Raw genomic sequence first — 25,937 nt, forward strand, 5'->3', positions numbered from 1 at the left:
TCCATTAATATTTCATTCATTATAACAGGTTAATAAACAAAAAACCCCAGCTAGGGACTTTTTGTTATTTGTCCACTAACTGGGGTATAGTTCAGTAAGGACATGACGGGTCTTACTTTATGGTACAGTTTCGTATTGACATAGAAGAATTTCGCCTTTAATCCAGCTTCATTTAACAGCTTCGGAATCATCCGGTTGGCATGTTTTATTTGTTTGACCTTCTTATCAGCGAGATACATGCCCACAAGCCCTTTGGCCACTAACCGGTGGAATCTTCTGTCCGGCAGAGATCGCAAGCGTTCTTCCGTTTCTTTAATAAAGTAAAGGAAGCGCTTTTCCATCACCAGCTCATCGGGATAATAACTGCAAAAATTTAAATCACCCTCTTCTTCATCTTCCTGCTGGTCAATATAATAATCCAGCAAAATATGGAGCCCCTGCATATATGGAAAGTAGCTCTCAAATATCTTTTCAGCCAGTTGAGAGGACGCCCTTCCGTCTAAACCATAGGAAACCAGCGCAAAAATCCCAAGGGTAGAACCGGCGCAGGCAGAAAATTCATACCAGCTCAAATCCGGCCAGCTGGATGAATAGTTCTGAAACCAATTTTTCAGGCGCGGAACACGCTCTTCTTTTTTTACATGTTTATGTACCTGAAGATCAATATACAAGGATGCAAGCTTTTGTAAAAAGGGCTGTATTTCTTCATAGCGATCAATATGACTTAACGTTTTTTGGCACGTGGTTACGAGTTCCACAAGATAACCATTGTCTTCCTGTTCAATTCGGTACTTATAATAATTTTTTATTACATGACCCGGGGTTAAGGCATCGGTCATCGATTGATGAAGAAAAGAGAAATCCACCGGATCCAATGATGTGCTCCTGTCACAAAGATTATCCAGATAATCGCTGATGGTTTGATAAGCAACGATAAACCTTACAGCTTCTTTCCACCGCTTTCTGGCAAGTATGGCGTAAACCGAGCCCCCTTCGCAATGAAAGGTTTTCGTCTGGATACTGGAAAGAGCCTGCCTCTTTAATTCTTCATCAGGAATTTCGGCTGCTCTTTTTTTCCAGTAAGCAAGTTCCTGATGCACCTGGGGAAAAATTTTGCTGTAGCTTAGTCCAACTAAGTGCAATGAACCATTAGGTATGGAAATGCTCAATCATATACCCTCCATTTCTTTATCCAGTACCTGTTCAACAAAAGACAGAGCATATTGGAATACTTTTTCCCGTTCGGGCTCGTTAAAAATTTCATGATATAAATGATCCCATTTTTTATATCGTTTAAACGAAACTTTCACCTTTTGATACCATTTTTCGACTTGATCCTCATACACTAATAAGTCTTCTCCTGCCTGCATGACCAGGGTAGGCACATCGGGGTAATCATCAATGCTGGCAAACGCCTGGTCAATGGCTCGGACAAATTCATGGTACCAGCGGACAGACACTTTATCCAGAATATAAGGGTCATTTAAATCTCTTGTATGGAAGTCCGGGTTACGAGTCCCTGTTTTAGGGGCCTGTCTTGTTTTTACACGCAGACCGGGATAGATCCAATTAATGATTTTTGAAATAGAGTGAACAGCCCTGGAGGGGCCTCCTTTGATCCCCAGAGCTGGCGAAGATAAAATGACTCCAGTGATATCCGGGTGCTGTTCTTCCATGGTCCGGATCACAGCCAGCCCTCCCATGCTGTGACCGAGAAGAATGACATCGGAGTGAAGGTTTTTGGCTTCTTCAATCCACGATGAAATGGCCTCTATATATTCGTCAAAGGAAAGAATGTGACCTCTGTTTTCTTTCTGTTCACCCTGTCCGGGCAAATCTCCGTAAACAACATGAAACCCATGATCATTCCACTGTCTTGCCAGCCATTCGTACCTTCCTGAGTGTTCAAAGGCACCGTGGACGAGAACGATGGAGCCCCTGGCATTTTTATGATACACGGTTTTCATAGGCATTCACCCCGCTAACAAACCGGTTCTTTTGTTATACTAATCATAACATACCTTGAATGGAGGAGTTTAAATGATCTGTGAATATAAAGGGAAAACACCAGATATTGCAAAACATGCATTTATTGCACACGATGCAGTCATAACCGGTGATGTCATCATTGGTGATTACTCCAGCATATGGTTTGGGACCATTATCCGGGGGGATGTAGCACCGGTACGAATAGGCAAGGAAGTCAATATTCAGGATCAAAGCATGCTCCATCAAAGCCCGGATATGCCTCTGATGATCGAGGACGGGGTAACGGTAGGTCACCAGGTTCTCCTTCACTCTGCCATTATCAAAAGACACGCATTGATCGGTATGGGCAGCACCATTCTGGACGGTGCTGAAATAGGGGAAGAGGCTTTTATCGGGGCCGGAAGTCTCGTACCCCCCGGGAAAAAAATCCCTTCCAGAACACTGGCCTTTGGTCGTCCCGCTAAAATCATCCGGGAATTAACCGATAAAGATTTTAAAGAAATGAATCGAATCCGGAAATCTTATGTAGAAAAAGGACAATATTATAAAAGTGTTTTCAATAAATAATGGATCCTTTGAATCATTAGAGTAAACGAATGTATACTTCGGATATGTTTCATGACATCCGGTCATTAAAGGAGAGTTCCCGATGATATTAGGATTGCTCATTTTTTCAATTTTCATGACGGCGATATTATTCGGATTAAAAGGGCTTTATCCAGCATACAGAAAAACGTTATCTCACTACGGGATGTTGTATTTTATCATCTCTCTACCTCTGGGAGCGATTTTTCTGCATCAGCATAAAGAGATCGTCTGGCCATCCATTAAAGCCTGGGTTCAGCAGGACCATCCGGTGGTCGAGCATGCCTTTGCTGATGACCTGACAGACAGGGAAGGCGATCCGTTCTCTTCCACCTTTATTGAACCTTATCAATTGAAGGAATCTGTTTCTCTTCAAGCACCACTGATCAACCAGTTCCCCGAATTGCCACGGGGATGTGAAGTCACATCGCTGGCCATGTTGATGCAGTATCACGATATCGAGGCAGACAAAATGTCGCTGGCCAGGGAAATTGAAAAGGACAAAACCCCCTATCAGGTAAAAGGAAATAAAGTTTACTTCGGCAATCCAAATAAGGGTTTTGTCGGAAACATGTATTCATTAAATGAGCCGGGATATGGGGTTTATCACCAGCCTCTTAAAAAACTGGCGGAACAATACGCCGGAGAAAGGGTCAGAGATTTAACAGGAAGTTCGTTTTACGAAATTCTGGCAGCTTTAAATCGTAATGAACCGGTAGTTGTGATCACGAATGTAACATTTCAAAAACTCCCCGATTCCGCTTTTATGACCTGGCATACCCAGGATGGACCCATTCAAGTTACGATGAAAGAGCATGCCGTGCTCATTACGGGATACGATCGGGATTATATTTATTTCAATGATCCGATTGACGGAAAATCAAAAAAAGCGCCCTTCAACGACTTCGTTGATGCCTGGGTGCAAATGGGAAAGCAGGCTATAACCATTAGGAATGGGTAAGCCTGCTTTTTACCTGATCTTCTTGTTTAAACGTTTCCGGATCGAATTTTTTTTCTACAAACACCTGATGCCAGAGCATAAACATTAACACGGTCCAGATTTTTCGGCTGTAATCTCCCTTGCCCAGGGCATGACTCTCTAGCAGCTGAAGTACGAACTGTTTGTTTAAATATTCCTCTGTTTGACTTTCTGCAATCAAATTTTTTGCCCAGTCATACAGTTCTTTTTTCAGCCAGTGGCGAATAGGCACAGGGAAACCGAGCTTCTTGCGGTCTATGACATGATCTGGAACAATTCCTCTGGCAGCTTCCCGTAAAATCCACTTTGTGGTTCCATTTGTGATTTTTTCAGAGACGGGAATTTCTCTTGCGACCCGGAATACTTCTTTATCGAGAAATGGGACCCTGAGCTCGAGGGAATGGGCCATTGTCATTTTGTCCGCTTTTAGTAAAATATCTCCCCGAAGCCAGGTGTGGATGTCGATGTATTGCATCTGATGAACCGGGTCGTCTCCCTGGACCTGCCGGTACATGGGATCGGTAATTTGCTGATAAGGATGATTCGGATCGTAATTTTTGAGCAGCTTTTGTTTTTCTTTTTCTTCAAACATTTTGGCATTGCCGATATAGCGTTCATGGAGTGGTGTCGTACCCCGCTTAAGGAAGCTTTTTCCCTTGACACCTTCAGGCAACACACTGGCTACGCGCTTGAGCAGTTCTCTGGCAGGGGCTGGGACCGATTGAAACATTTTTAAAGATTCCGGTTCCCGGTAAATATTATAGCCGCCAAATAATTCATCCGAACCTTCCCCTGACAGGACAACAGTAACATATTTACTGGCTTCCCTGGCTACAAAATATAAAGGGACACAGGCCGGATCTGCCAGTGGATCATCATTGTGCCAGATGATTTTCGGAAGTTTTTGTACGTACTCATCAGGAGAAATCACATATGAGATGTTTTCTACCCCTAATACCTCCGCTGATTCCTTTGCTACATCAATTTCTGAGAACCCCTCTCGCTCAAATCCAACAGAAAAGGTTTGAATCGCCGGATTCACTTCACGGGCCAATGCAACGATGAATGTTGAATCAATCCCGCCAGATAAAAATGAACCAACAGGTACATCACTTCGCATATGTACCTTAACTGAATCAAATAAAACTTCCCGAATTTTATGCACCCAGTCTTCAGAAGCCTGAACAACTGGTTTGAACGTGGCATGGAAATATCGGGTAAAGGATATCTCCCCTCCGGGTTTGACTGTAAAATAATGACCGGGCTCCACTTTTTGAATTCCTTCCGTTAAGGTAAAAGGTTCAGGGACATACTGGAAACTAAAATAGTGCTGCAAAGCTTGCAGATCCACCTTTTCCTTCTCGAGAAGATATCCAATACTCTTCTTTTCCGAGGCAAAATAGACCCCATCTTCATGTTCATAATAGTATACTGGTTTAATTCCAAAAGGATCTCTTGCCCCATAGAGGGTTTGTTCTTCTTTGTCCCAGATTAATACCGCGAACATTCCCCGTAAATGCTGAAATGCTTTTTCACGATATTTATGAAACATGGCTGCGATGACTTCTGTATCGGATTCCGTCTCGAATCCCAGCTGATCCTTCTGTAGAGTTTCTTTTAACTCTACATAGTTATATATTTCTCCATTAAAAACTATCCAGTAACGTTCATTTTCATAACTGAGTGGCTGTTGTCCACTGTCAATGTCGATAATGCTTAAACGTCTGAAACCAAATGAGATATATTCATCATGATAATATCCTTCGTCATCTGGCCCTCTATGTTCAATGAGATCATTTTGTTTCTGAAATCGTTCTTTTTGGTGTTGTTCCAGAGATTCAGGTATATGTCGAATCAAGCCTATGAAACCACACATGATGTTTTTGCCCTCTCTTTCTATTCATAAAGCATTCACTGAAACTGAGTATATCATACTCCGTTATACATTACGACTCAATGTAAATACAAACAACATTTTCACATAATGTTTTTCGGCATTTTTCGTTTTTTGGTCATTTTCCTGGATTCGGAATAAAAAATCCCTGCATGCTCCAGATTCATTGCGGAGAATGCAGGGGAATGAAACAATGATTAAATGTTCAGTACTTTTTTCAATTGTTCAACTCGGTCTGTTTTTTCCCAGGTGAATTCTTCCTCATCCCGGCCGAAATGACCATAAGAGGCTGTCTTTTTATAAATCGGTCTTCTGAGATCAAGCATTTTTATAATGCCTGCAGGCCTTAAATCAAAAACGTTGCGGACTGCTTCCACTAATTTTTCTTCGGAAACTTTGCCCGTTCCAAAAGTATTGATGGCAATGGAAACGGGACGGGCAACCCCGATCGCATAGGCCAGCTGCACCTCACAGGAATCTGCTAACCCTGCTGCAACAATGTTTTTGGCTACATATCGGGCAGCGTATGCCGCAGAGCGGTCAACCTTCGTTGGGTCCTTCCCGCTAAAAGCACCACCTCCATGTCGGGCATAGCCCCCGTAGGTGTCAACAATAATTTTCCTCCCAGTTAAACCCGCGTCTCCCTGTGGACCTCCAACGACAAACCTTCCCGTGGGGTTGATCAAATATTTTGTGTTCTCTGTCAGTAATTCTTCAGGAACAACCGGAGAAATAACATGTTCTTTTAAATCCTTTTGTATTTGATCAAGGGTAATCTCTGGATGATGCTGGGTTGAGATGACAATTGTATCGACGGCTACAGGGTTATTGTTTTCATCGTATTCAATCGTTACCTGTGTTTTTCCATCAGGCCTTAAATAATGAAGGGGCCCTTCTTTTCTGACCTGGGCCAATCGTTTAGATAGCTTATGCGCCAGTGATATTGGAAGAGGCATCAGTTCTTTCGTTTCATTGCAGGCATACCCAAACATTAATCCCTGATCTCCTGCTCCGATTTGTTCGATTTCTTCTTCCGACATCTGGCCTTCCCTTGCTTCCAGGGCTTGATTGACACCCATGGCAATATCAGGGGATTGCTCATCAATGGCCGTTAAGACAGCACAGGTTTCCGCGTCGAAGCCATATTTTGCCCTTGTATAGCCAATATTCTTCACAGTATCACGTACAATTGCCGGAATATCGACGTAGGTTGTGGTTGATATTTCTCCAGTAACAAGAACCAGTCCGGTTGTCACCGTCGTCTCACAGGCCACACGGGCATTTGGATCGTTTTTTAAAATTTCATCAAGAATGGCATCAGAAATCTGGTCACAGATTTTATCCGGATGCCCTTCTGTAACCGATTCTGATGTAAACAGGTGTCGCTGATTTGACATACCGTTTCTTTCCTCCTTTAATACGTACGTTGAAAATACGGACCTCTACCCAGTTTATGAGAAACAAACCACAGCTGTAAAATGGACGTGGTGGTATGGTGTTGCAATTCCATAAGAAATAAAAAACCTTTCCCAGCTCTTCAGAGGAAAGGGAAAGGATTCCTTTCGCTCTTATCGATCAAGACAAAGTCTTGCATCAGGTTAGCACCTTATCACGCTTCCGTGATGGTTGCCGGGCTTCTTTGGGCCTGTCCCTCCACCTTCTCTGGATAAGAGAACTTCCGCTCGCGACTTATCATAACGTGAAGAAAGCCGCCTGTCAACAAAACCTACTCTAACTGTTCGTCTAAAAATTATACCGAATCATCGTATGGTTTTCCAAAAGTTCCATACAATTAGAATACCGATCGAATATATGAAAAAAATATGTCGATTTTCATGATTAGTATGGACTAATAAAAAGATTGTGTTATACTAATATCAGATTGAAACGAATGCTATGTTCAACTGTGAAATTCTTTGAAAAGGATGGGTTTTTAGGATGAAAACTGCAAATGAATTAAGTGCGCTAAACGGCCTTTTAGCACGCGATAATATCAGAAAAAATTTAGCCGTTCCTGTACTTGTTGAAAAAGTCTTATCCAGAAATGAGGGTAGCCTGACCTCAACAGGTGCCGTTCGAGTTGAAACCGGAAAATATACAGGAAGATCACCGAAAGATAAATTTATTGTCAAAGATGATATCAGTGAATCAAAAGTTGAATGGGGTTCTGTGAATCAGCCCATTTCCGAAAACGTATTTTTAAACCTATATCATAAGGTTCTGGACTATTTATCTGAAAGGGACGAAGTGTTTGTCTTAGACGGGTATGCAGGGGCTGATGAAACATATCGTTTGCCGATACAGATCATTAATGAATTCGCCTGGCATAACCTGTTTGCCAAACAGTTGTTTATCCGTCCTTCACAGGAGGAGTTAAAAAATCACCATCCAGAGTTTACCGTTATTTCAGCTCCTAACTTTAAGGCGGATCCTGAAGCAGACGGAACGAACTCCGAAGCCTTTATCATTGTTTCATTTAAACATCATGTTGTTCTAATTGGCGGAACAGAATATGCGGGAGAAATCAAAAAATCTATTTTCTCCGTTATGAATTATCTTTTGCCGCAAAATGATGTTCTATCCATGCACTGTTCTGCAAACGTTGGACTGGAAGGAGACGTTGCTCTGTTTTTCGGATTATCCGGAACCGGAAAAACAACCCTTTCCGCTGATCCGAACCGTCGTCTAATCGGAGATGATGAACACGCCTGGTCAAGCCGGGGCGTTTTTAACATCGAAGGCGGCTGCTATGCTAAATGTGTAAACCTGTCCAGGGAAAAAGAACCGCAAATTTATGATGCCATACGTTTTGGATCTGTACTGGAAAATGTCATTATTGATAACCAGTCCAGACAGCCCGATTATGATGATACGTCACTGACAGAAAATACGAGGGCTGCATATCCAATTGAAAACATCGATAACATTGTTCAACCAAGCATTGCCGGACACCCAAGAACGATTATTTTCCTGACGGCAGACGCCTTTGGGGTTCTCCCTCCAATCAGTCGTTTGACCAAAGAACAGGCGATGTATCACTTCTTAAGTGGATATACAAGTAAGCTGGCTGGTACAGAAAGGGGAATAACATCACCAACAGCCACCTTCTCAACTTGCTTTGGTGCACCTTTCCTTCCATTGCCAGCGTCAACCTATGCTGAAATGCTGGGAGAAAAAATTGATCAGCACAATGTAAATGTGTTCCTGGTAAACACTGGCTGGACCGGTGGACCTTATGGCGAAGGGAGCCGAATCAAACTGGCCTATACACGTGCCATGGTACATGCTGCCTTAGAAGGGGAATTAAATTCCACCGAAACCGTAAAAGATCCAATCTTCGGTCTTGAAATCCCAACCCACTGCCCGGGAGTTCCAGGCCAGGTCCTTGTTCCAAAGAAAACATGGAAAAATCCTGATGAATACGATAAAAAGGCAAAAGAACTTGCTTTGAAATTCCATGATAACTTTAAAAAATTCAGCAATATCTCTTCTGACATTGCGAATGCTGGTCCTTTATACCGGCCATAAACCTTTTTTATTTAGTTCCCTCATCTCCTTTATTTATATAAATAGGCTGTCGATCTCCAGTCGGCAGCCTATTACATTTGTGGGACTATTACAAAAACATGGCCGGTATCAATTGGAAACACCGTTACAGGATTTTAATTTTTGAGCCATATACAAAGTTTACGCACCAGTTTTCGGTTCATGTCCGGCGGAAAGTAGTGGTCATACGCTTCAAACAGCCAGAAATCATATGGCTTGTTCCATTTCTCCAATTCTCTTTCCAACCGTCTTGCATGTTCCACACTGACATTTTGGTCATTTTCCCCATGTATCAATAAAACCGGGCAATCCATCCGTCTGATCTCAGGCAGTGGTGTCCGTTTATCATATTCATCCGGAACTTTGCGAGGGGTTCCTCCTGTGACCCGCTTCAGCATTCTTCTTAAATCAACTCGTTCCTCGTACGTTAACCGAAGATCACTAACCCCGCCCCATGTCACCACCTTCAGTACATCCTCAGATTGAATAGCCGTCCAGAGTGCCATCAATCCTCCCCGTGAAAATCCAAAAACATAGATTTTCCCGGACTGAATCAAAAAATGCTGCTGCAATACACGAATGCCATTTAAAGCATCATTGCGATCCTGCAACCCGAAATCCTCTCTTCCCTCCCCTCCCATGTTTCCCCGGTAAAATGGGGCAAACACAATAAAACCTTCCGATGCAAACTGAATGATCCTTCCCAGCCGGACTTTTCCCACATTTTTGATTCCGCCACGTAAATAAAGCAATGCCGGATATGTTTGCGATTGATCCTTAGGTTCTACCAGAAATCCTTTCACGTTTAAGCCGCTGCTCTTATAGGTAACCAGATAAACCCGAAAATCTGGATGAGGGGATGGGAAAAGAATTTGATCCAGGACCTGTCCATCTTTCATATCACTGAATCTCCTTTTCATGGGCGTTCACACATTTTTCGAATCGACATAAACTATGTTAGTGCTTCACTTTTATCATACAGGAGGATGGAACGAAATGAAAAAGATCTCCTTTCTATTGTTTTTCCTGTTTTTTGGAATGTTACTTTCAGGATGTGCAGAAGAAGAGAGCTCCAAGATTCAAGTAGCCGAAGTTACCCGATCCATCTTTTATACCCCTCTGTACGTAGCCCTGGAAAAGGGATTTTTCGAAGAAGAAGGGTTAACTATTGAACTGCAGACCACCTGGGGTGGAGATAAAACCATGACCACATTATTATCCGATGGTGCTGATGTGGCTCTGGTCGGTTCTGAAACCAGCATTTATGTTTATGCCAGAGGGGCGGATGATCCGGTCATGAATTTTGCCCAGCTTACCCAGACGGACGGGACATTTTTAGTAGCAAGAGAGGAGTACCCTGACTTCAACTGGGAAGATCTTAAGGACAGTAACTTTTTAGGACAGCGCAAAGGAGGCATGCCCCAGATGGTAGGGGAATATGTCTTGAAGAAACATGGCATTGACCCCCATCAAGACTTGCATTTAACCCAGAGCATTGATTTTGCGAACATTCCTAATGCATTTGCAACAGGGGACTATGATTTTGTCCAGCTATTTGAACCGACTGCCAGTATCTTTGAACAGGAAGGAAGGGGACATATTGTCGCATCCTTTGGAAAAGAGTCTGGAAAAGTTCCCTACACGGTCTTTATGACTAAACAAAGTTTTATTCAAAAAAATGAAGAAGAAATCAGGAATTTCACCCGTGCTTTATACAAAGCCCAGCAGTGGGTTCAGTCCCACAGTGCTGAAGAAATCGCCCGTGTGATTCAACCATATTTCGATGATACCGAACTGGGCATCATCACAACCGTTGTTGATCGCTATAAAAGCCAGGGCTCTTTCGCTGAAAATCCGATCCTGGATGAAGCGGAATGGAATAATCTGAAAGCCATTATGGAAGAGGCTGGAGAGCTTCCCGATGATGTGGAACACAGCAAGCTGGTGAACACAGAAATAGCTGAGGACATCATGAATGAATAAGGGGAGGGAGAACCCTTGACCTTTCTTACGGTACAACATGTATCCCACCAATATTTTTCTAGTGACAACTATACGAAAGCCCTCGAAGATATTTCTTTTGAAGTCTCGGAAGGGCAATTTCTTTCACTTATCGGCCCCAGTGGCTGTGGAAAGACTACCCTTCTGTCCATCATCGCAGGTTTAATCCATCCCACGGAAGGAACGGTATTGCTTGAAGAAAACGAAATTCAAAAGCAAAAAGTTCAGCTCGGGTATATGCTTCAGCAGGATTACTTATTCCCATGGAAAACCATTAAGGAAAATGTGCTGCTCGGACCCCATATTCAGCGTAAAAAGGATGTTTCCATGGAAAAACAGGCTGAAGAGCTGCTTGCTGAAATCGGAATTGGGGATACAAAAAATCTTTACCCGAATCAACTTTCAGGCGGAATGAGGCAACGGGCTTCCCTGGCCAGGACTTTGATTACTGACCCAAAAATTTTGCTCCTGGATGAACCTTTTTCTGCCCTCGACTATCAGACAAAATTAAAATTAGAAAACCTGGTGGCAACCATCCTCAAAACTTACGAAAAAACGGCTATCCTTGTCACCCATGATATTGAAGAAGCCATCGCCATGAGTGACACCATTATCATGCTGTCAGCCAGTCCGGGAAAAATTCATAAAATTTTTTCCGTCCCTGAAGAACTTCAGCAGATGAATCCGTTTGAAGCAAGACAGCACGCGGCTTTTCCTTCATTTTTCCAGAACGTATGGAAGGAGATGGATGACCTTGGGCAATAAATATGATGAGTTGCGATTTTTTCAATATAAACAGAAGTTAAAAAAAGAACGAAGGTTCATCACATGCTGGCAAATTTTTATCTTTATCATGTTTTTTGCCTGCTGGGAAATCTCAAGCCGTCTGAAGTGGATCGATCCGCTGATCTTTAGTTCTCCTTCCAGGGTGGCTAATCTCTTCCTGGAAAAAACAACGGATGGATCCATCTGGCTTCATATTCAGGTTACCCTCCTTGAAACAGTTGCCGGATTTATAATCGGCACCATAGGAGGAATCGTTTTAGCAGGTGTATTATGGTGGTTTCCAAAAATTTCTAAAATTCTTGATCCATATCTCGTTGTTTTAAATGCAATGCCAAAGGTAGCCCTTGGCCCGATTATCATTGTAGCACTGGGACCCGGTTACTTTTCGATTATCGCGATGGGAGTTGTCATCGCGATTATTATTACCACCATTGTGGTCTACTCTGCTTTTCGGGAAGTGGATGAAAATTATGTAAAAGTGTTACGCACATTTGGTGCCAGCCGCTATCAAATATTTAAGGAAGCTATATTCCCGGCATCCATTCCCACCATGATTTCCACCTTCAAAGTGAATGTTGGATTGGCCTGGGTCGGAGTCATTGTTGGAGAATTTCTTGTTTCTGAAAAGGGACTCGGTTATCTGATCATTTATGGATTCCAGGTATTTGATTTTACTTTAGTATTATTTAGCCTCCTGCTGATTGCATTTTTTGCGGGCATAATGTATCAGGTCGTTGAAAAAATAGAGTACAAATTGATCCAAAACCGTTCTTCCAGATAAAACTCCCCCTTTCGCATGCAAACACGTTCTGAAAAACAAATCCCTTGCCTTATATGTGCTGAGCAAGGGATTTGCTTATATCTGTACATGCCATCGTTCTCGGATATATTTCAGACTGTTGGGAAGAACACCATCCTTCATCATAAAACTGAAGGAAGGATCCTGCTCGATATTCTCAGGAAGACTCTCATATAAAACGGGGCCATCCGTCTCAAAGTAGGATCGTTGCGGGACCAGTTCATGAACTGTAGCATAATAGACGTTTTTCACGATCGATCCTCCTTTGCCGTCCACATAATATTGGCCAATATAGTTTAACTGTTCCACCATCCCTCCGGTTTCTTCCCTGACTTCTCTTACAGCGGCTTCCTCAGGAGTCTCTCCGTGTTCCACTTTTCCCCCGGGAAATTCAATCCCTCGATCCTTATGTCTCGTTAAAAGCCATTGTTGTTTAAACCTACTGATTACCCATACATGTCTCGGATGCTCTGAAAAAGGGTTTTTGGAAAAGGAAAGTTTAACCATATTATCATAATAATCTTTAAATGTGATCATGATTTATTCACTACCTTTACATTCATTTGCATCTCAATCCGGTCCAATGTTTGGCGCCGTTCAGACCGATATAGAAATGGTTAGAACAGTTGCTTTCCTTATCATAAGAATCCAGCATATTTTTTGCAAGGAAATTCTATCATCTACTGCTAAAAATCTGATATCACTTTTTTGGCAGTCACCCCCACAGGAATGCCTCTTGTCCTCGTATATTTTGTTATAGGATTTATTTTTTGTATCAGCCATTATAACCTATATGATACCTTTACCAAAATCATGTAATCGTCACCATCCTGCCGTTTTTAGGCATTTGATTATTCCATTATTCATAGGGGGATTATCCATGAGAAAATGCGTGTTGTTCCTGATGATAACCTTAAGTTCCATTACCATCTTTAGCGCCTGTTCCAGCGGCGACCAGTCGGGTACTGAACATATTATTCGAAAAACCATTAAAGCAAGCGAAGAGGTAAACAGTTTTGCCGCAAACATAAACATGAAACAAGAAGTGTCCGTGCCGGAATTTGCCGAACCTTTATCGTTTGAACTGGAAGCCACTGCAGACATTCAAACAGAGCCTTTCACCTTTCATCAGCAAGTATCTTCCATGGGAGATACCTTTGAAATGTATTACACCGAAGACGGATTCTTCATACAGGATCCAGATTCAAAAGAGTGGGTACAGACGTCAAATGAATGGATCGACCAGATTAGTCAATGGAGTCAGGTTCAAGAATTTCCTGCAGCCCGGCTGAAGGAACTGGAAGAATATATTCAGGATTTTGAAATAGAAGAGAAAGAAAACCATTATGTTTTAACCCTGTCTTCTAGTGGTGACGATGTCACAAAACTTGCAAAAGATGTTTTGGCACAGAACGGATTTACTGAAGGACTTGAAGAAGTGTTCCAGGATATCAGCGTTGATCATTTATCCTACACATTTCACATCAATAAACAGACCCATTTGCCTGAATCCACTGAAATGAGTATGGAGTTAGAGGTAAAACAACAGGGAAAAACCAGCTCATCGACAATTATTCAGAAGCTAAAAGCTTCTTACGGCAAATTTAATGAAATCGAGGACATACAGGTGCCAGAATAAGATTTTACACCGGAAGGCCCATCTGTACCGTCATTTTCCACATAAAAACATGGGGACGAATCCCCATGTTTTTATGTTTCCTGATTATCAATGACTCCCATAGATTCAATATGTTTTTTTGTGGTCATATCTCCAAGTTCATATAGTTTCTCCAGTACTCTCAACATCCCTTCATCATAATGATCGTTTGGCCGGTCATGATGATATTCTAATATGGGGATATGGGACCGGACAAATGCCCCTAGATCCGAATCATACATGTTGTTAAACAGTTCCCTTAACTCCCTGATTTCATCAGGAGTGGCATAGATGATAAAGTCTTCATTATTTCCGGCTTTTAGCCTTGAGATTTCCTGTGTCCCGAGATTGACATAAAATTTCGTTTTTTCCATATGGATGAACCTCCCGCTTATAGTTTGCATCAAAGGATACAAAATATAAACAGAAAGATCATAAATTAATGGATATGTGGACACACTTTGCAGTTGTGGCTTTCACCGTTCAATAAATATGTCAGACAACAATACTTTCGGATTGGGGCTCCATTTGGCAGGCGGTTCAATCCAGCAAAGTAGCTGAGCGGGTTGCTATCTTCTCCAAATGCTTCTCCGTTAAGTGTATGAATCAGAAATTGAAAATCCCTTTGTGCGGTTTTCCATTGTCGTTCATCCAGAATTTGTTTTCCATAGCGTTCATAAAACCAGAATGTGTGATGGGCAAGGTTCTCCCACATCACTTTTTTTGAGAGACGGGTGATGTCATGTACAGCATCAAACAATTCTTTTATATGATCTCTGAACAGACGGGAATAGGAAAAACGCAGCCATTCTTCCCGACTGCGAAAATCCTCAGGAACCGTCACTTCTTTATCCCTAAAAGAGATTTTGGGGGTCCATTTCTGTTCCTCTTCCTGATGAATGAATTGAATATTATCAAAGGCAAACCGGGGGGATTTATGAAAGACAGATATCGGCACCAGTCCGGCCGTTACGATAAAATACGCATATTTTTTTGTAAACGTTGAGGCAACTGCAACGGACGAGTCGGAATGAAGTACAGTTTTTAGCTGGTTCAAATAATGTTCCAGTGAACTGCGATTGCTCCATTGTTCACCAGGAATGATCCGGAACCCGTTTACGTCTTCACCGGCAAATTGCTGAAAATGTTCAGCAAGAAATTGAACATCCTCCTGAGTTAATGTATGTTTGGTTCTTGGCTCCAATTTTTTCACCCATTCTTATCCGCTCTTATTTACCCATATGGGTATTTGCACTCATAAGCATATAACGTTTTGGACAATTTTTCAATCGTTTTGGACATATTCATTCATGTTCCCCACGGGTGAGTATTTGTCTGAGTGTTTCAGCAAGCTTTCTGCGCATTAATTTTTTTGAAGCATTGCGGGGAAGTTCTGTCACGAAGAAAACTTCTTTTGGAACTTTATACTTCGCCAGTTTTTGCTCACAATAGTGAACGATCTCTTCTTTGGTGATAAAAGAGTCCGGGTCCTTAACGATAAAAGCTGCCGGAACCTCTCCCCACTTGTTGTCTTTCTTACCAGTAACTCCTGCATCCCGAACACCTCGTATTTCTTTCAGCACACTCTCGATTTCTGCCGGATAGACATTTTCTCCCCCGGAAATAATTAGATCTTTTCTTCGGTCCACAACATATAAATAACCTTCGTCATCCAGATAACCGAGATCCCCGGTTTTGAGCCAGCCGTGTTCAAAAGCTTCCTGATTGGCTTTCTCTCTTTTATAGTACCCCCTGGTTACCATCGGCCCTTTTACATAAACTTCTCCTATTTCATTGGGATTGGCCTCGCGATTTCCGCTGATAATTTTCAGCCGTGCCGGAAATAAAGGTTTTCCTGCAGAACCGAGTTTGCGGATCGCGTCCATCTGATTCAGGGTGGACACCTGGGAAGCTGTTTCGGTCATTCCATACGTCTGCACCACAGGTATATTTCTTTGTTTGCACGCATTCAAGAGTGGAAATGGGGCAGGGCCTCCTCCGAGAAGCATGCAGCGAAACGTTTCCGGATAGGTCTGGTCTCCCAGATGGCGGATCATGTCTTCAAGCATGACGGAAACGACCGATACGATAGAAACTCCATTTTCGATGATTTCCCGATTGATCGCTTCGGCATCAAATTTTTCATATAGATGGACAGGCATTCCATAGGCAAGACTTCGAATGAGTATCGATAACCCTCCAACATGAAATAGGGGCAAAGCCAACAGCCAGCGGTCATGTTCATGAATCCCCAGATTTAAAGCCGATGAAACAGCACTCCACCAGTGATTTCCATATGTAAGTTGAACTCCCTTTGGAAACCCGGTGGTCCCTGATGTATAAATGATGGTAAAAGTCTGGCCGAGATCCATCTCATCCGGGAGCGGTATTGATGTTTTTCGTACACTTTTCACATCGTTAACACTATATGCCTTTATATTTACATGCTCTTTAAGGGCTGCGATCTCTTTCTTAAAATGATGGTCATATAGCAAATAAGATGTGTCCGAATCCTTTAGTTGAAATGACCATTCCCGAACGGTCAGCCGGGTATTTAACAAAACTCCAATGGCTTCAACATAGGAAAGGGCATGTATGGCAACGACCATCTCATATGAATTCCTGGACAGTATTCCGACATGATCTCCCCTCTGAATGCCCAGTGTTTTCATTTTGCCTGCAAAAGCAATCGCATCTGCTCTGAGTTGACGAAATGTATATATCTTTCCATTTTTAAGCTGGATCGCCGTCTGATCCGGAGAAAGCTCAAATCGTTTATCCAGCCAGTGAGGTATTTTTCCTTCCATTCTGTATCATCCCTTCGCTCAATCTCTCGTAAACATGATCCGACTGGTTCTTTTACCGACATACAAAAAAGCCCCTGCCTTCTCCAGCAAGGGCGCATCACCCATTAAGGGAAACGGGGGAATTGTTTGAAGTCTGGTTTTCTTTTTTCTTTAAAAGCATCTCGGCCTTCTTTTGCCTCATCTGTCGTATAATAAAGGAGTGTGGCATCTCCGCCCAGCTGCTGCAGACCCGCCAGTCCATCCGTGTCAGCATTAAATGAGGCTTTTAAGAAACGAAGTGCAGTTGGGGACTTTTCAAGCATTTCTTCACACCATTTGACGGTCTCCTCTTCCAGTTTCTCCAGAGGAACAACCGTATTGACCAGACCCATTTCCAGCGCTTCCTGGGCGGTATACTGACGGCATAAATACCAGATTTCCCTCGCCTTTTTATGACCGACAATCCGTGCCAGCAAACCCGCACCATAACCTGCATCAAAACTGCCAACCTTAGGTCCGGTTTGTCCAAAAATCGCATTGTCTGCTGCAATGGTTAAGTCACAAACGACGTGAAGAACATGTCCGCCTCCAATGGCATATCCTGAAACCATGGCTACAACTGGTTTTGGAATGACCCGAATCAAGCGCTGCAGATCAAGGACATTTAAGCGGGGGATGTTGTCATCACCCACATATCCTCCATGCCCTCGCACTTTCTGATCACCCCCGGCACAAAAGGCTTCGTCACCGGCGCCTGCCAGAATGATGACACCAATATCAGAGTCATCTCTGGCATACGCAAATGCATCAATCAGTTCTTGCACGGTTAACGGACGGAATGCATTCCGCACCTCCGGTCGATTAATGGTAATCTTAGCAATACCGTTATACGTTTCGTAAATAATATCTTCGTATTCCCGTTCTTTTTTCCATTCGATAGCCATTTAAATATCCTCCTTTTATCAATTGGACTTCCTATGTAATATGAAGTCATTCACTATTTTAACAAAAAAATCAGGTTGTTCCACATGAACCGTGTGTCCCGCATGGGGGACCACGCAGTGCTGGCAGTCCTGGATCTTTTCTTTCATAAACCTGTTAATCCGGATAAATTTCGGATCCCACTCCCCTGATAAAAGGAATACAGGCATTGTTAAGAGATGCAGATGATCCCACCAGGACGGCTGAACGCCTGTCCCCATATAGCGAAGGGAGGCAGCAAGTCCTTCCGGCCGCTGGTTGAGCCGTTCCTGACGAATAGTTTGTCTTAACGACTCCGGCAAATGCTTCTGGCTTTGAAACAGGGGAATATTTTCCCAGTAATCCACAAACGGTTCGATACCTTTACTTTCAATCATCCGGGCAAGCTTTTCATCCTGTTCCTGCCTCGCTGTTTGTTCTTCCTTTGTTTGGAGTCCGGGTGATGCGCTTTCTAATATTAACCCTCGTACCCGCTCAGGGTATAATAGCGCAAAAGTAAGAGCTGTCCGTCCGCCCATGGAATATCCGAGCAGATACACGCTGGTCAGTCGCAAATGATCGAGAATCTGAACCAGATCTTCACAGACACTCTCCATGGAGAATTTTTCCACCAAACGGGTTTTCCCATGACCGGGAAGATCAACAGCTATAACCGTATAATCATTTGACCATTTCTGCATAATCGGTTCCCAGGACGAACTGCTTCCAGTAAATCCGTGGAGAAGGAGCAAAACTTCTTCTCCCTCCCCTTCCCGTAATATCCAGTAATTCCCCCGTTCAACCGATACATACATCGTCATCACCTGATTACATTCTTGATTGCTTGACTAATTTCCTTCCATATTTGCCGATGCCATCTTTCATTTTCTTCTCGGTCTGTTCGAACTTCGATAATCTGAATCCCTTCGGACGTATAGCTTTCCCTCAGGTTCTGGCGGAATTGCTCCAGTGTCTCCGCCAGCCGGTATCCTGCCCCATACATATTCGCAGCATGCTCAAAAGAAAGCTGAAGAGGCGTGCCAAACAGTCTTTCAAAGTGCCGGGGCTCCTGTGATTGAGGGAGGAAGGAAAAAATTCCACCCCCGTTATTGTTCACTAGTACCACAGTAAGTGGGATTTGATACTGTCTGGCGATGATCAGACCATTTAAATCATGGAAAAAAGAAACATCACCGATTAGCAGGGTAACTCGTTTTCCTGTTGCCGCCATGCCTATAGCCGAAGAAACCACCCCATCAATTCCGTTTGCCCCCCGGTTCGCCTGAATTTGGATCGATTTATCCGTTTTCACAAAAAAACTGTCCACATCCCGAATAGGCATACTATTGCCGGCAAACAACACAAATCCATCCTTCATTTCCTCTCGTATGACCGGCACCAGGTTTCCCTCAGTAAGTCCGTCTCCTTTTTCAGAAAGGATTTCTTTGACTTTCTGATTCATGCGAATCCATATTTCCGTCCACTCCTCATCCATAACGGGGGAAAGTTCAGCTTCCATACACTGTGCAGCGAAGCCCCCTGCAGAGGCAAAAATATATTGGGTACTGGACTGGGCGGGATCACGAAATCCCCCATAGTTTTCCACTACATATTGACGAACATCTTTCAGTTCTTTCACATAGAACAAGTATGATTTGGAAATCGGCATGGCACTAAAACGAATGATGAAATCCGGCTTTAGCAGGTTCCGAATATCTTTGTCTTTTAAAATCGCATCATAATTTTCAATAAATCGCTCTTCCTGAATCCCCCCTCTGAGCTGAGATAGGGGATCAACCAGAACTGGTATATTCCATTTGTCTGCCAGCTGCTGAATCAGGACACCTTCTTCTACGCCTGTCTGTGGGCCTGCGACGAGAAGTCCTCTACGGCATGGAGCAATTTCCTGCAAAAATGCATCAATCGACTCAACATTTAACGTCCGCTCACCTAAAAAAGTCTTCCGATCCCCAATCTGAACCTTATCCCAGATGTCTGGCAATGAAAAGTCAGGGATAAGGGGCTCCCGGAATGGAAAATTCATATGCACCGGCCCAGGATTTTGATCGTTTGACATGATGACTGCTTTTTGTGCCTGATTCCTGGCATAAAAAAGCATGTCCTCGGTATCATCAGGAATGGCCATTTCATGAAACCATTTGACATATGAACCATACATCTTCATCTGATCAATGGACTGGGGAGCTCCATTATCTCTTAATTCGTGGGGTCTGTCTGCTGTTAATACCAAAAGAGGGACACGGCTGTAATAAGCCTCTACGATTGCTGGATAATAGTTAGCGGCCGCAGTACCAGATGTACAGACAAGAGCTACGGGACGTTTTTGATCTTTAGCCATTCCCAGCGCAAAAAAAGCAGCCGAACGCTCATCAGGAACGACCCAATGACGGATCCCGGCGTGTTCAGCAAAAGTCATGGCTAAAGGGGTAGATCTTGAACCCGGGGATATGATGACATCCAGGAGACCCTGCTGATGGAGTTCATCAATGAAATGGGCTACATAATACGTTAAAGCTTTTTGATGACTCATTTCCATCCTCCCAGCGCTGACAGCATCGGTGTCAGCTTGATTTCAGTCTCTTTAAATTCCTCTTCTGGATCTGAGTCTCTGACGATCCCGCATCCCGCAAACAAAGAGGCCTGATTCCCATTCAGCAGTGCGGAACGGATGGCAACAGCAAACTCCCCGTTCCCTGATGCATCCATCCACCCGACGGGCCCAGCATACCATCCCCGATTTAAACGTTCATACTGTCTAATAAAATGAAGAGCCTCATTTCGTGGTTCGCCACCAAGAGCCGGGGTAGGATGAAGTTGCTTCACCACATGAAGAAGGGTTTTTCCTTCCTTTAACTTCCCCCGGACCGGCGTATAGAGATGCTGAAGATTTTTCAGCGGAAGCAGTACGGGTCCATCTGGAATATCCACCTCATCACAACAAGATTCAACTGCCTGTCTGATCATGTCCACTACATAGGCATGCTCCTGTAGATTTTTTCGATCCTTCAGCAGCTCTTGCCCGATTTTTTCATCTTCAGACACCGTTCCTCCTCTTGGGGCAGTCCCGGCAAGACAGGTGGAAAGGAGACAGTTATCCTCCACTTTTACTAATCGTTCAGGCGATGCTCCCACAAAACAGGTACCATTGCTTTCAAAGGCATAAATGTAGCTGTGGTGCTGTTCTTCTACCAGATTCATTAAAACACTGGCAGGAGATACATTCTGATCATAAGTTGCCCTTAATTCCCTTGCCAGCACAACTTTAGAAAAAGAACCTTTTTTAATTTCGTCAGTTGCAAATTTCACCAGGTCTTTCCATGCATCAGGATTCAGATCCTGTTTTAAAATGCACTCAGCCTGACGCATTTCTGACCGGGGTTTTAACGTATGAAGACGGTGTTCATTGATTTGTTCCATTATTTTCTCTGCAGTTTGCTCAACACGGATGGGGATCTGATGAGTTATATAGGAATTTCCCCGGTAATTGGTCAGGATGATTTGTGGAAGCACCATTTCATTGTGTTCAAAATCGGCCCAGATTCCGTCTAATTGCTCCTGCTCATGAAAAGAAAATCCACCCATAATCACCGGTCCTGTCCCTGGAATTGTATAAGGATTTTCTATGAATATGGTTGTCAGAATTTCATGCCATTTTTCCTCCACATTCATAAAACGGTCCTGGCTGCCTGTAAGACGGGCTACACTCCCCAGTCCAACAACAGAAAAATCCTGATCGGCACTAGACCAGAAAAAGCGCTTTTCAAAAAGAGCTTTTCCGTTTTCAAAGAAGGCTATGGGATCCTGGAAAAGGATCTTCTCAGTATAACTCAAAAGCATGAAATTGCGTTGATCTCTTTTTAATTTTTGTATCAGGCCTGATAATTGTTCTTCTATTTCTACCATTTCATGTCCCTCCAAAAATGAAAAAGCATAGCATCTCAAAAAAGCAAAAAAATAAAAACAGCAATCAAAGATATGACAAAATAGCTTTATACTATCCTTATTTTATGTCCTTTTGTTTATATGCTCAAGAATACAATCCTTATAACAGTCCGCCGTTTTCAATAAGCGATATTTTCCGTTGCTTTGATTTATGAATGATACACGGCTTCCCTTAATGGGAATCTACTTGCTACAGTCTAATTTTAACACATTGTTGATCATACTGGAGTGATTGACACCACCAAAGACTTTGCCTAAACTTAATGAGAGACTTGTTAACTGAAAAGGAATGAAATCTATGCAAACAGGGCATAAACTGCAGGAAACGATTGAATCAAAAAAAGGATGGAACGTGTGGTGGCGAATGCTGCGGCCACACACATTAACAGCATCTTTTATTCCTGTATTTGCCGGAACGATGCTAGCTAGCTTCGATCAAACCATCCATGTGGGTTTGTTTATCGCCATGCTTCTTGCCTCTATTTTAATCCAGGCAGCAACCAATATGTTTAATGAATATTATGATTACGTCAGGGGACTGGATCATGAAGAATCAGTCGGGATCGGCGGAACCATTGTCCGGGATGGAATCCGTCCGAAAACGGTTTTAACCCTTGCAATGGTTTTTTTCCTCGTCGCAACGTTTATTGGAATTTATATTTGCATGATGACAAGCTGGTGGATTGCTGTCATCGGTGCCGTATCCATGGCATGCGGTTACCTGTATACAGGAGGTCCATATCCCATTGCCTATACCCCTTTTGGAGAACTGGTTTCCGGATTTTTTATGGGAACCATTATTATTGGCATCAGCTATTACATCCAAACCCTTTCGGTCGATGGACCCATCCTTATGATAACCATTCCATTTGCCATTTTTATCGGTGCCATTATGCTGTCCAATAATATCCGGGACCTGGACGGCGACCGGGAAAACGGTCGAAAAACACTGGCTATTCTTGTCGGCAAAAAAAGAGCCATCCGTGTACTGGCAGGCTTTTTTCTTAGTGCATACTTATTGACAATCCTGTATATCCTGAGCGGTATACTGCCATGGTGGACCCTTATGACATTGCTTAGTGGGAAAAAAGCCATAAAAGCCGTTAAAGGATTTATCGGCAGGACAAAACCCATTGACATGCTGCCGGCCATGAAATCTACGGCCCAAACGAATACCATGTACGGATTATTATTTGGATTATCACTAATTCTTCAGCACATGCTGCCAGTTTGATTCCACTTTTTTGGGACTGTATTTACCGTCCCTTTATTTTATGCATGATATTCAAGCGACTGATGAAAGGAAGACATTTGATGAACTTTGCACACACCTTAATGGAAACTTTAGGCATGAAGACACTTGAGATGAACAGGAAGCGGGTGGTATTAAAGATGCCTGTCGATTCAAGAACGCATCAGCCTATGGGTTTTCTTCATGGAGGTGCAAGCGTAGCCCTGGCGGAAAGCGCAGCAAGCATAGGGGCCTATTTGAATGTGGATCCCGAAACATATCAGGTCTTTGGCATTGAAATAAACGCTAACCATATAAAAAGCAAGCGATCAGGCTATGTAAAGGGGATCGCAGTCCCCCTTCATATCGGTCACCGCACTATGGTATGGGAAGTGAAAATTGTTGATGAGCAGGATGAGCTCATTTCCATATCCCGCTGTACCATTGGTGTGGTGGAGAAAAAATAGTACCTACCAAAAACAGACACCAGACAGTACAAATAATCAAATGGACCGGAGTCAGCCACATACGGTCGAGTCCTTCATTCTGCCAGCGTTATAGCCCCTATCCTAATCCTTAAATCGATCACTTTCACAAACATACCCCGATCAACCGGCTCATGCCATGCTGATCGGGGCTGGTTTATTTTGAAAAAGAAAACCTTTTTTGTTCAATCCACGGTTTTAGATTCATAAAGAGCGGAATAAATAGAATGGTTATGAGCACACCTTTAATCATATTAAAGGGCAAAATACCTGCCATGACGGTTGTCAGTTTTACTGTCGGGGACATGGTCTCCCAGCCCATAAACCAGCTGTAAGCAGGCAAAATGACAAAATAGTTTAATACTGACATGCCAAAAGCCATCACGATGGTACTGGTTATTAATCCTGACATCACACTTTTGACCGTTTTAAACTTATGATACAAGAGAGCAACAGGCATGACGAACATTGATCCTGCAATAAAATTAGCCAGGACGCCTATTGGATCGCCTGATCCAGAATAAAGGAAGTACAGCGCATTCTTTAGCCCTTCCACAAGTACCCCGGCTATGGGTGAAAAAACGAAAGCAGCTATGATGGCTGGAATATCACTGAAATCAACCTTTAGATAGTTCGGCAAAAAAGGCAGCGGAAAATCCAGCAGCATCAAAATCATAGATAGTGTCGATAACAGCGATATAATAACGAGTTTTACCAGTTTTGATGATGGTTTCATCATCGATTTCCTCCTTCATCCCATTTCGATTCACATCCTGCAGATGAAGGGGAGCGTCTACAAAATTTGTTTTTCGTTCACTCCATACGAAAAACCCTGGAGCCTGCCGGGGCACCAGGGCTAGAAACCATAAGAAATCAGGGGTAATGCATAATCACTTTTGATATGCCTACCCTTTGACGCTCCTCATCTTCTCCCATCCAGACTTTCACTGTCGGTCCCGGATTTTCACCGGATCCACCGCTACAGCTCATGAGCATGGACTCTTCATCGCTGAAACGGGTCACGGACTGAGAACGAAAGAATCGTTCATCACCGCCGGTCGGGAATTTCACCCTGCCCCGAAGATGGAATCGATTATTTGGTTTTCATCTTTATTATATAAAAAGCAGACCGCATTGAACAGTCATTTGCTCAGTCAACCAGCGGATTCAACGACTCATTGCCAGACAGGTGCTCAATCATATGAACGAGCAAATCGATTTCTGCTTCTATATCCTTGATGCTCACTGTTTCCACCGGCGAATGCATATAACGCAGAGGCAATGAGACAAGGGCAATGGGTACTCCATTACCTGTATATCGCATTCGATCAGCATCTGTTCCTGTATTTCTTGGCGTTAATTCATACTGTATATCCATGTTTAATGCTTTTGCTGACTGCTCGATAAGGCCATTTATTTTCCGGTTGATCGGTGCTCCTTTAGCTAGCACGGGACCATGTTCGAGCTTTACATCCCCATATTTCGTCTGATTGACACCCGGATAATCCGTTGCAAAGGTGACGTCACAGGCGATTGCCATGGTCGGGTTGACTCCAGCAGCCGCAAAATAAGCGCCGCCCAGATTCGTTTCTTCATTTACGGTGCTGGCTGCGTAAACCCCCACATGAATCTGTTTTTCCGAAAGCTTACGAAGTACTTCGGCCACGATAAACGCTCCGGTACGATTATCAAGTCCTCTGCCTGTGATGTAACGGTCCATTAACCATTCCGGGTCCCTTTTATAGACGGCTAAGTCTCCTACCTGAACAAACTGGGCGATTTCCTCCCTTGAACGGGCGCCACAGTCCATATACAGGTCTTCAAATTCCACTTTGTCCTTTACACCACCATGATGTTCGGCGTTGGCACCTATAACGCCGGTAATGGTTTTCCGGTATCCGAGAATCTCCACTTTCATGCCAACCGCAATTTTAGGGCTAATGCCTCCCATTTTGCTGAAGCGGAGAAAGCCATCCTCTTCAATCCTGGTAATGACAAAGCCGATTTCATCACTGTGCCCGGCCAGAAGCACCTTAAAGTCCGCCTCTGGATTGAGAACACCAATGACATTTCCGGCATCATCCGTCCGAATATCATGCGCAAATGGTTTTATGTATGCCATCCATTTTTTCTGAATGGCCATTTCCATGCTGGAAGGTGATGGCGTGGTTAACAATTCCATGGCTCTCCCCAATGAAGTGTGCTGAAAATTGAAAAATGCAGAATCTTCCTCTATTGTTAATAGTAACCCAAACCAAAACCAATAGAAAGGAAGA

General features: G+C 43.3%; 24 protein-coding genes and 2 riboswitches. Of the genes, 9 read left to right on the forward strand and 15 right to left on the reverse strand.

The window, feature by feature from the left end; translation table 11 throughout:
* Positions 1-50: 50 nt before the first annotated feature.
* Complete coding sequence (locus EDD68_RS14205) at positions 51-1,163, reverse strand: tetraprenyl-beta-curcumene synthase family protein (protein WP_243646885.1); 1,113 nt, start codon at positions 1,161-1,163, stop codon at positions 51-53.
* Positions 1,164-1,169: 6 nt separating this feature from the next.
* Complete coding sequence (locus EDD68_RS14210; RefSeq protein ID WP_132373020.1) at positions 1,170-1,967, reverse strand: alpha/beta hydrolase; 798 nt, start codon at positions 1,965-1,967, stop codon at positions 1,170-1,172.
* A gap of 73 nt (positions 1,968-2,040) precedes the next feature.
* On the opposite strand from EDD68_RS14210, the gene EDD68_RS14215 reads away from it, so the two are divergent.
* Positions 2,041-2,556 (forward strand): gamma carbonic anhydrase, encoded by a 516-nt coding sequence (locus EDD68_RS14215; RefSeq protein ID WP_132373022.1) that lies wholly within the window; start codon positions 2,041-2,043, stop codon positions 2,554-2,556.
* Positions 2,557-2,638: 82 nt separating this feature from the next.
* Entirely contained in the window at positions 2,639-3,535 is an 897-nt protein-coding gene (locus tag EDD68_RS14220; protein WP_243646883.1) for a C39 family peptidase, read from the forward strand.
* On the opposite strand, the gene asnB is transcribed toward EDD68_RS14220, so the two are convergent.
* Complete coding sequence (gene asnB, locus EDD68_RS14225) at positions 3,522-5,429, reverse strand: asparagine synthase (glutamine-hydrolyzing) (RefSeq protein WP_132373024.1); 1,908 nt, start codon at positions 5,427-5,429, stop codon at positions 3,522-3,524. The two genes, EDD68_RS14220 and asnB, sit on opposite strands and share 14 nt — an antisense overlap.
* Before the next feature lie 215 nt (positions 5,430-5,644).
* Positions 5,645-6,844: a methionine adenosyltransferase gene (gene metK / locus EDD68_RS14230; RefSeq protein WP_132373026.1), complete on the reverse strand. Its 1,200-nt coding sequence runs from the start codon at positions 6,842-6,844 to the stop codon at positions 5,645-5,647.
* A gap of 168 nt (positions 6,845-7,012) precedes the next feature.
* Positions 7,013-7,120, reverse strand: a riboswitch (SAM riboswitch).
* 265 nt (positions 7,121-7,385) lie between these two features.
* Between metK and pckA the strand changes: the two genes are divergently transcribed.
* On the forward strand, positions 7,386-8,975 hold the full coding sequence (pckA, locus tag EDD68_RS14235) for a phosphoenolpyruvate carboxykinase (ATP) (RefSeq protein ID WP_132373028.1): 1,590 nt from the start codon (positions 7,386-7,388) through the stop codon (positions 8,973-8,975).
* A 134-nt stretch (positions 8,976-9,109) separates the two neighbouring features.
* On the opposite strand, the gene EDD68_RS14240 is transcribed toward pckA, so the two are convergent.
* Positions 9,110-9,892, reverse strand: coding sequence for an alpha/beta hydrolase family protein (locus EDD68_RS14240; protein ID WP_132373030.1), 783 nt, complete (start codon positions 9,890-9,892; stop codon positions 9,110-9,112).
* A 97-nt stretch (positions 9,893-9,989) separates the two neighbouring features.
* On the opposite strand from EDD68_RS14240, the gene EDD68_RS14245 reads away from it, so the two are divergent.
* From EDD68_RS14245 to EDD68_RS14255, 3 genes are read left to right on the forward strand one after another with little or no spacing between them, the layout of a single operon-like run.
* Complete coding sequence (locus EDD68_RS14245) at positions 9,990-10,976, forward strand: ABC transporter substrate-binding protein (protein ID WP_132373032.1); 987 nt, start codon at positions 9,990-9,992, stop codon at positions 10,974-10,976.
* Positions 10,977-10,991: 15 nt separating this feature from the next.
* Positions 10,992-11,759, forward strand: a complete 768-nt coding sequence (locus tag EDD68_RS14250) for an ABC transporter ATP-binding protein (RefSeq protein ID WP_132373034.1) — start codon at positions 10,992-10,994, stop codon at positions 11,757-11,759.
* Positions 11,749-12,561 (forward strand): ABC transporter permease, encoded by an 813-nt coding sequence (locus EDD68_RS14255; protein WP_243646884.1) that lies wholly within the window; start codon positions 11,749-11,751, stop codon positions 12,559-12,561. The genes EDD68_RS14250 and EDD68_RS14255 overlap by 11 nt, the downstream gene beginning before the upstream one ends.
* A 75-nt stretch (positions 12,562-12,636) precedes the next feature.
* Here EDD68_RS14255 and ytkD read toward each other — a convergent pair whose 3' ends face one another.
* Positions 12,637-13,116: an RNA deprotection pyrophosphohydrolase gene (gene ytkD / locus EDD68_RS14260; protein ID WP_132373038.1), complete on the reverse strand. Its 480-nt coding sequence runs from the start codon at positions 13,114-13,116 to the stop codon at positions 12,637-12,639.
* A 343-nt stretch (positions 13,117-13,459) separates the two neighbouring features.
* On the opposite strand from ytkD, the gene EDD68_RS14265 reads away from it, so the two are divergent.
* A complete protein-coding gene (locus tag EDD68_RS14265; RefSeq protein ID WP_132373040.1) occupies positions 13,460-14,218 on the forward strand; it encodes a DUF6612 family protein in 759 nt (252 codons plus the stop codon).
* A gap of 71 nt (positions 14,219-14,289) precedes the next feature.
* Here EDD68_RS14265 and EDD68_RS14270 read toward each other — a convergent pair whose 3' ends face one another.
* The 7 genes from EDD68_RS14270 to EDD68_RS14300 all read right to left on the reverse strand — a co-directional run bounded on the left by EDD68_RS14270 (position 14,290) and on the right by EDD68_RS14300 (position 21,906).
* A complete protein-coding gene (locus EDD68_RS14270; RefSeq protein ID WP_132373042.1) occupies positions 14,290-14,610 on the reverse strand; it encodes a hydrolase in 321 nt (106 codons plus the stop codon).
* Between the two features lie 65 nt (positions 14,611-14,675).
* Positions 14,676-15,449 (reverse strand): IucA/IucC family C-terminal-domain containing protein, encoded by a 774-nt coding sequence (locus EDD68_RS14275; RefSeq protein WP_132373044.1) that lies wholly within the window; start codon positions 15,447-15,449, stop codon positions 14,676-14,678.
* Positions 15,450-15,540: 91 nt separating this feature from the next.
* Entirely contained in the window at positions 15,541-17,043 is a 1,503-nt protein-coding gene (locus tag EDD68_RS14280) for an o-succinylbenzoate--CoA ligase (protein ID WP_132373046.1), read from the reverse strand.
* Between the two features lie 104 nt (positions 17,044-17,147).
* Positions 17,148-17,966 (reverse strand): 1,4-dihydroxy-2-naphthoyl-CoA synthase, encoded by an 819-nt coding sequence (gene menB / locus EDD68_RS14285; RefSeq protein ID WP_132373048.1) that lies wholly within the window; start codon positions 17,964-17,966, stop codon positions 17,148-17,150.
* Positions 17,967-17,984: 18 nt separating this feature from the next.
* Complete coding sequence (gene menH / locus EDD68_RS14290; protein WP_341540288.1) at positions 17,985-18,803, reverse strand: 2-succinyl-6-hydroxy-2,4-cyclohexadiene-1-carboxylate synthase; 819 nt, start codon at positions 18,801-18,803, stop codon at positions 17,985-17,987.
* Positions 18,803-20,533 (reverse strand): 2-succinyl-5-enolpyruvyl-6-hydroxy-3-cyclohexene-1-carboxylic-acid synthase, encoded by a 1,731-nt coding sequence (menD, locus tag EDD68_RS14295; RefSeq protein ID WP_132373050.1) that lies wholly within the window; start codon positions 20,531-20,533, stop codon positions 18,803-18,805. The genes menH and menD overlap by 1 nt, the downstream gene beginning before the upstream one ends.
* On the reverse strand, positions 20,530-21,906 hold the full coding sequence (locus EDD68_RS14300; RefSeq protein ID WP_132373052.1) for an isochorismate synthase: 1,377 nt from the start codon (positions 21,904-21,906) through the stop codon (positions 20,530-20,532). Before EDD68_RS14300 ends, menD begins: the two co-directional genes overlap by 4 nt.
* A gap of 337 nt (positions 21,907-22,243) precedes the next feature.
* On the opposite strand from EDD68_RS14300, the gene EDD68_RS14305 reads away from it, so the two are divergent.
* Positions 22,244-23,179 (forward strand): 1,4-dihydroxy-2-naphthoate polyprenyltransferase, encoded by a 936-nt coding sequence (locus tag EDD68_RS14305; protein WP_132373054.1) that lies wholly within the window; start codon positions 22,244-22,246, stop codon positions 23,177-23,179.
* 80 nt (positions 23,180-23,259) lie between these two features.
* Positions 23,260-23,643, forward strand: coding sequence for a hotdog fold thioesterase (locus tag EDD68_RS14310; RefSeq protein WP_132373056.1), 384 nt, complete (start codon positions 23,260-23,262; stop codon positions 23,641-23,643).
* Positions 23,644-23,818: 175 nt separating this feature from the next.
* On the opposite strand, the gene EDD68_RS14315 is transcribed toward EDD68_RS14310, so the two are convergent.
* Both EDD68_RS14315 and EDD68_RS14320 read right to left on the reverse strand, forming a co-directional pair.
* The gene (locus EDD68_RS14315; protein WP_132373058.1) at positions 23,819-24,400 is read right to left on the reverse strand and encodes an ECF transporter S component; all 582 of its coding nucleotides are present in this window, start codon (positions 24,398-24,400) and stop codon (positions 23,819-23,821) included.
* Positions 24,401-24,581: 181 nt separating this feature from the next.
* Positions 24,582-24,750: riboswitch (FMN riboswitch) on the reverse strand.
* Between the two features lie 61 nt (positions 24,751-24,811).
* Complete coding sequence (locus EDD68_RS14320) at positions 24,812-25,843, reverse strand: M20/M25/M40 family metallo-hydrolase (protein ID WP_132373064.1); 1,032 nt, start codon at positions 25,841-25,843, stop codon at positions 24,812-24,814.
* Positions 25,844-25,937 lie beyond the last annotated feature (94 nt).

Origin of the sequence: Melghiribacillus thermohalophilus (assembly GCF_004342905.1) — a bacterium.
Lineage (GTDB): Bacteria > Bacillota > Bacilli > Bacillales > Alkalibacillaceae > Melghiribacillus > Melghiribacillus thermohalophilus.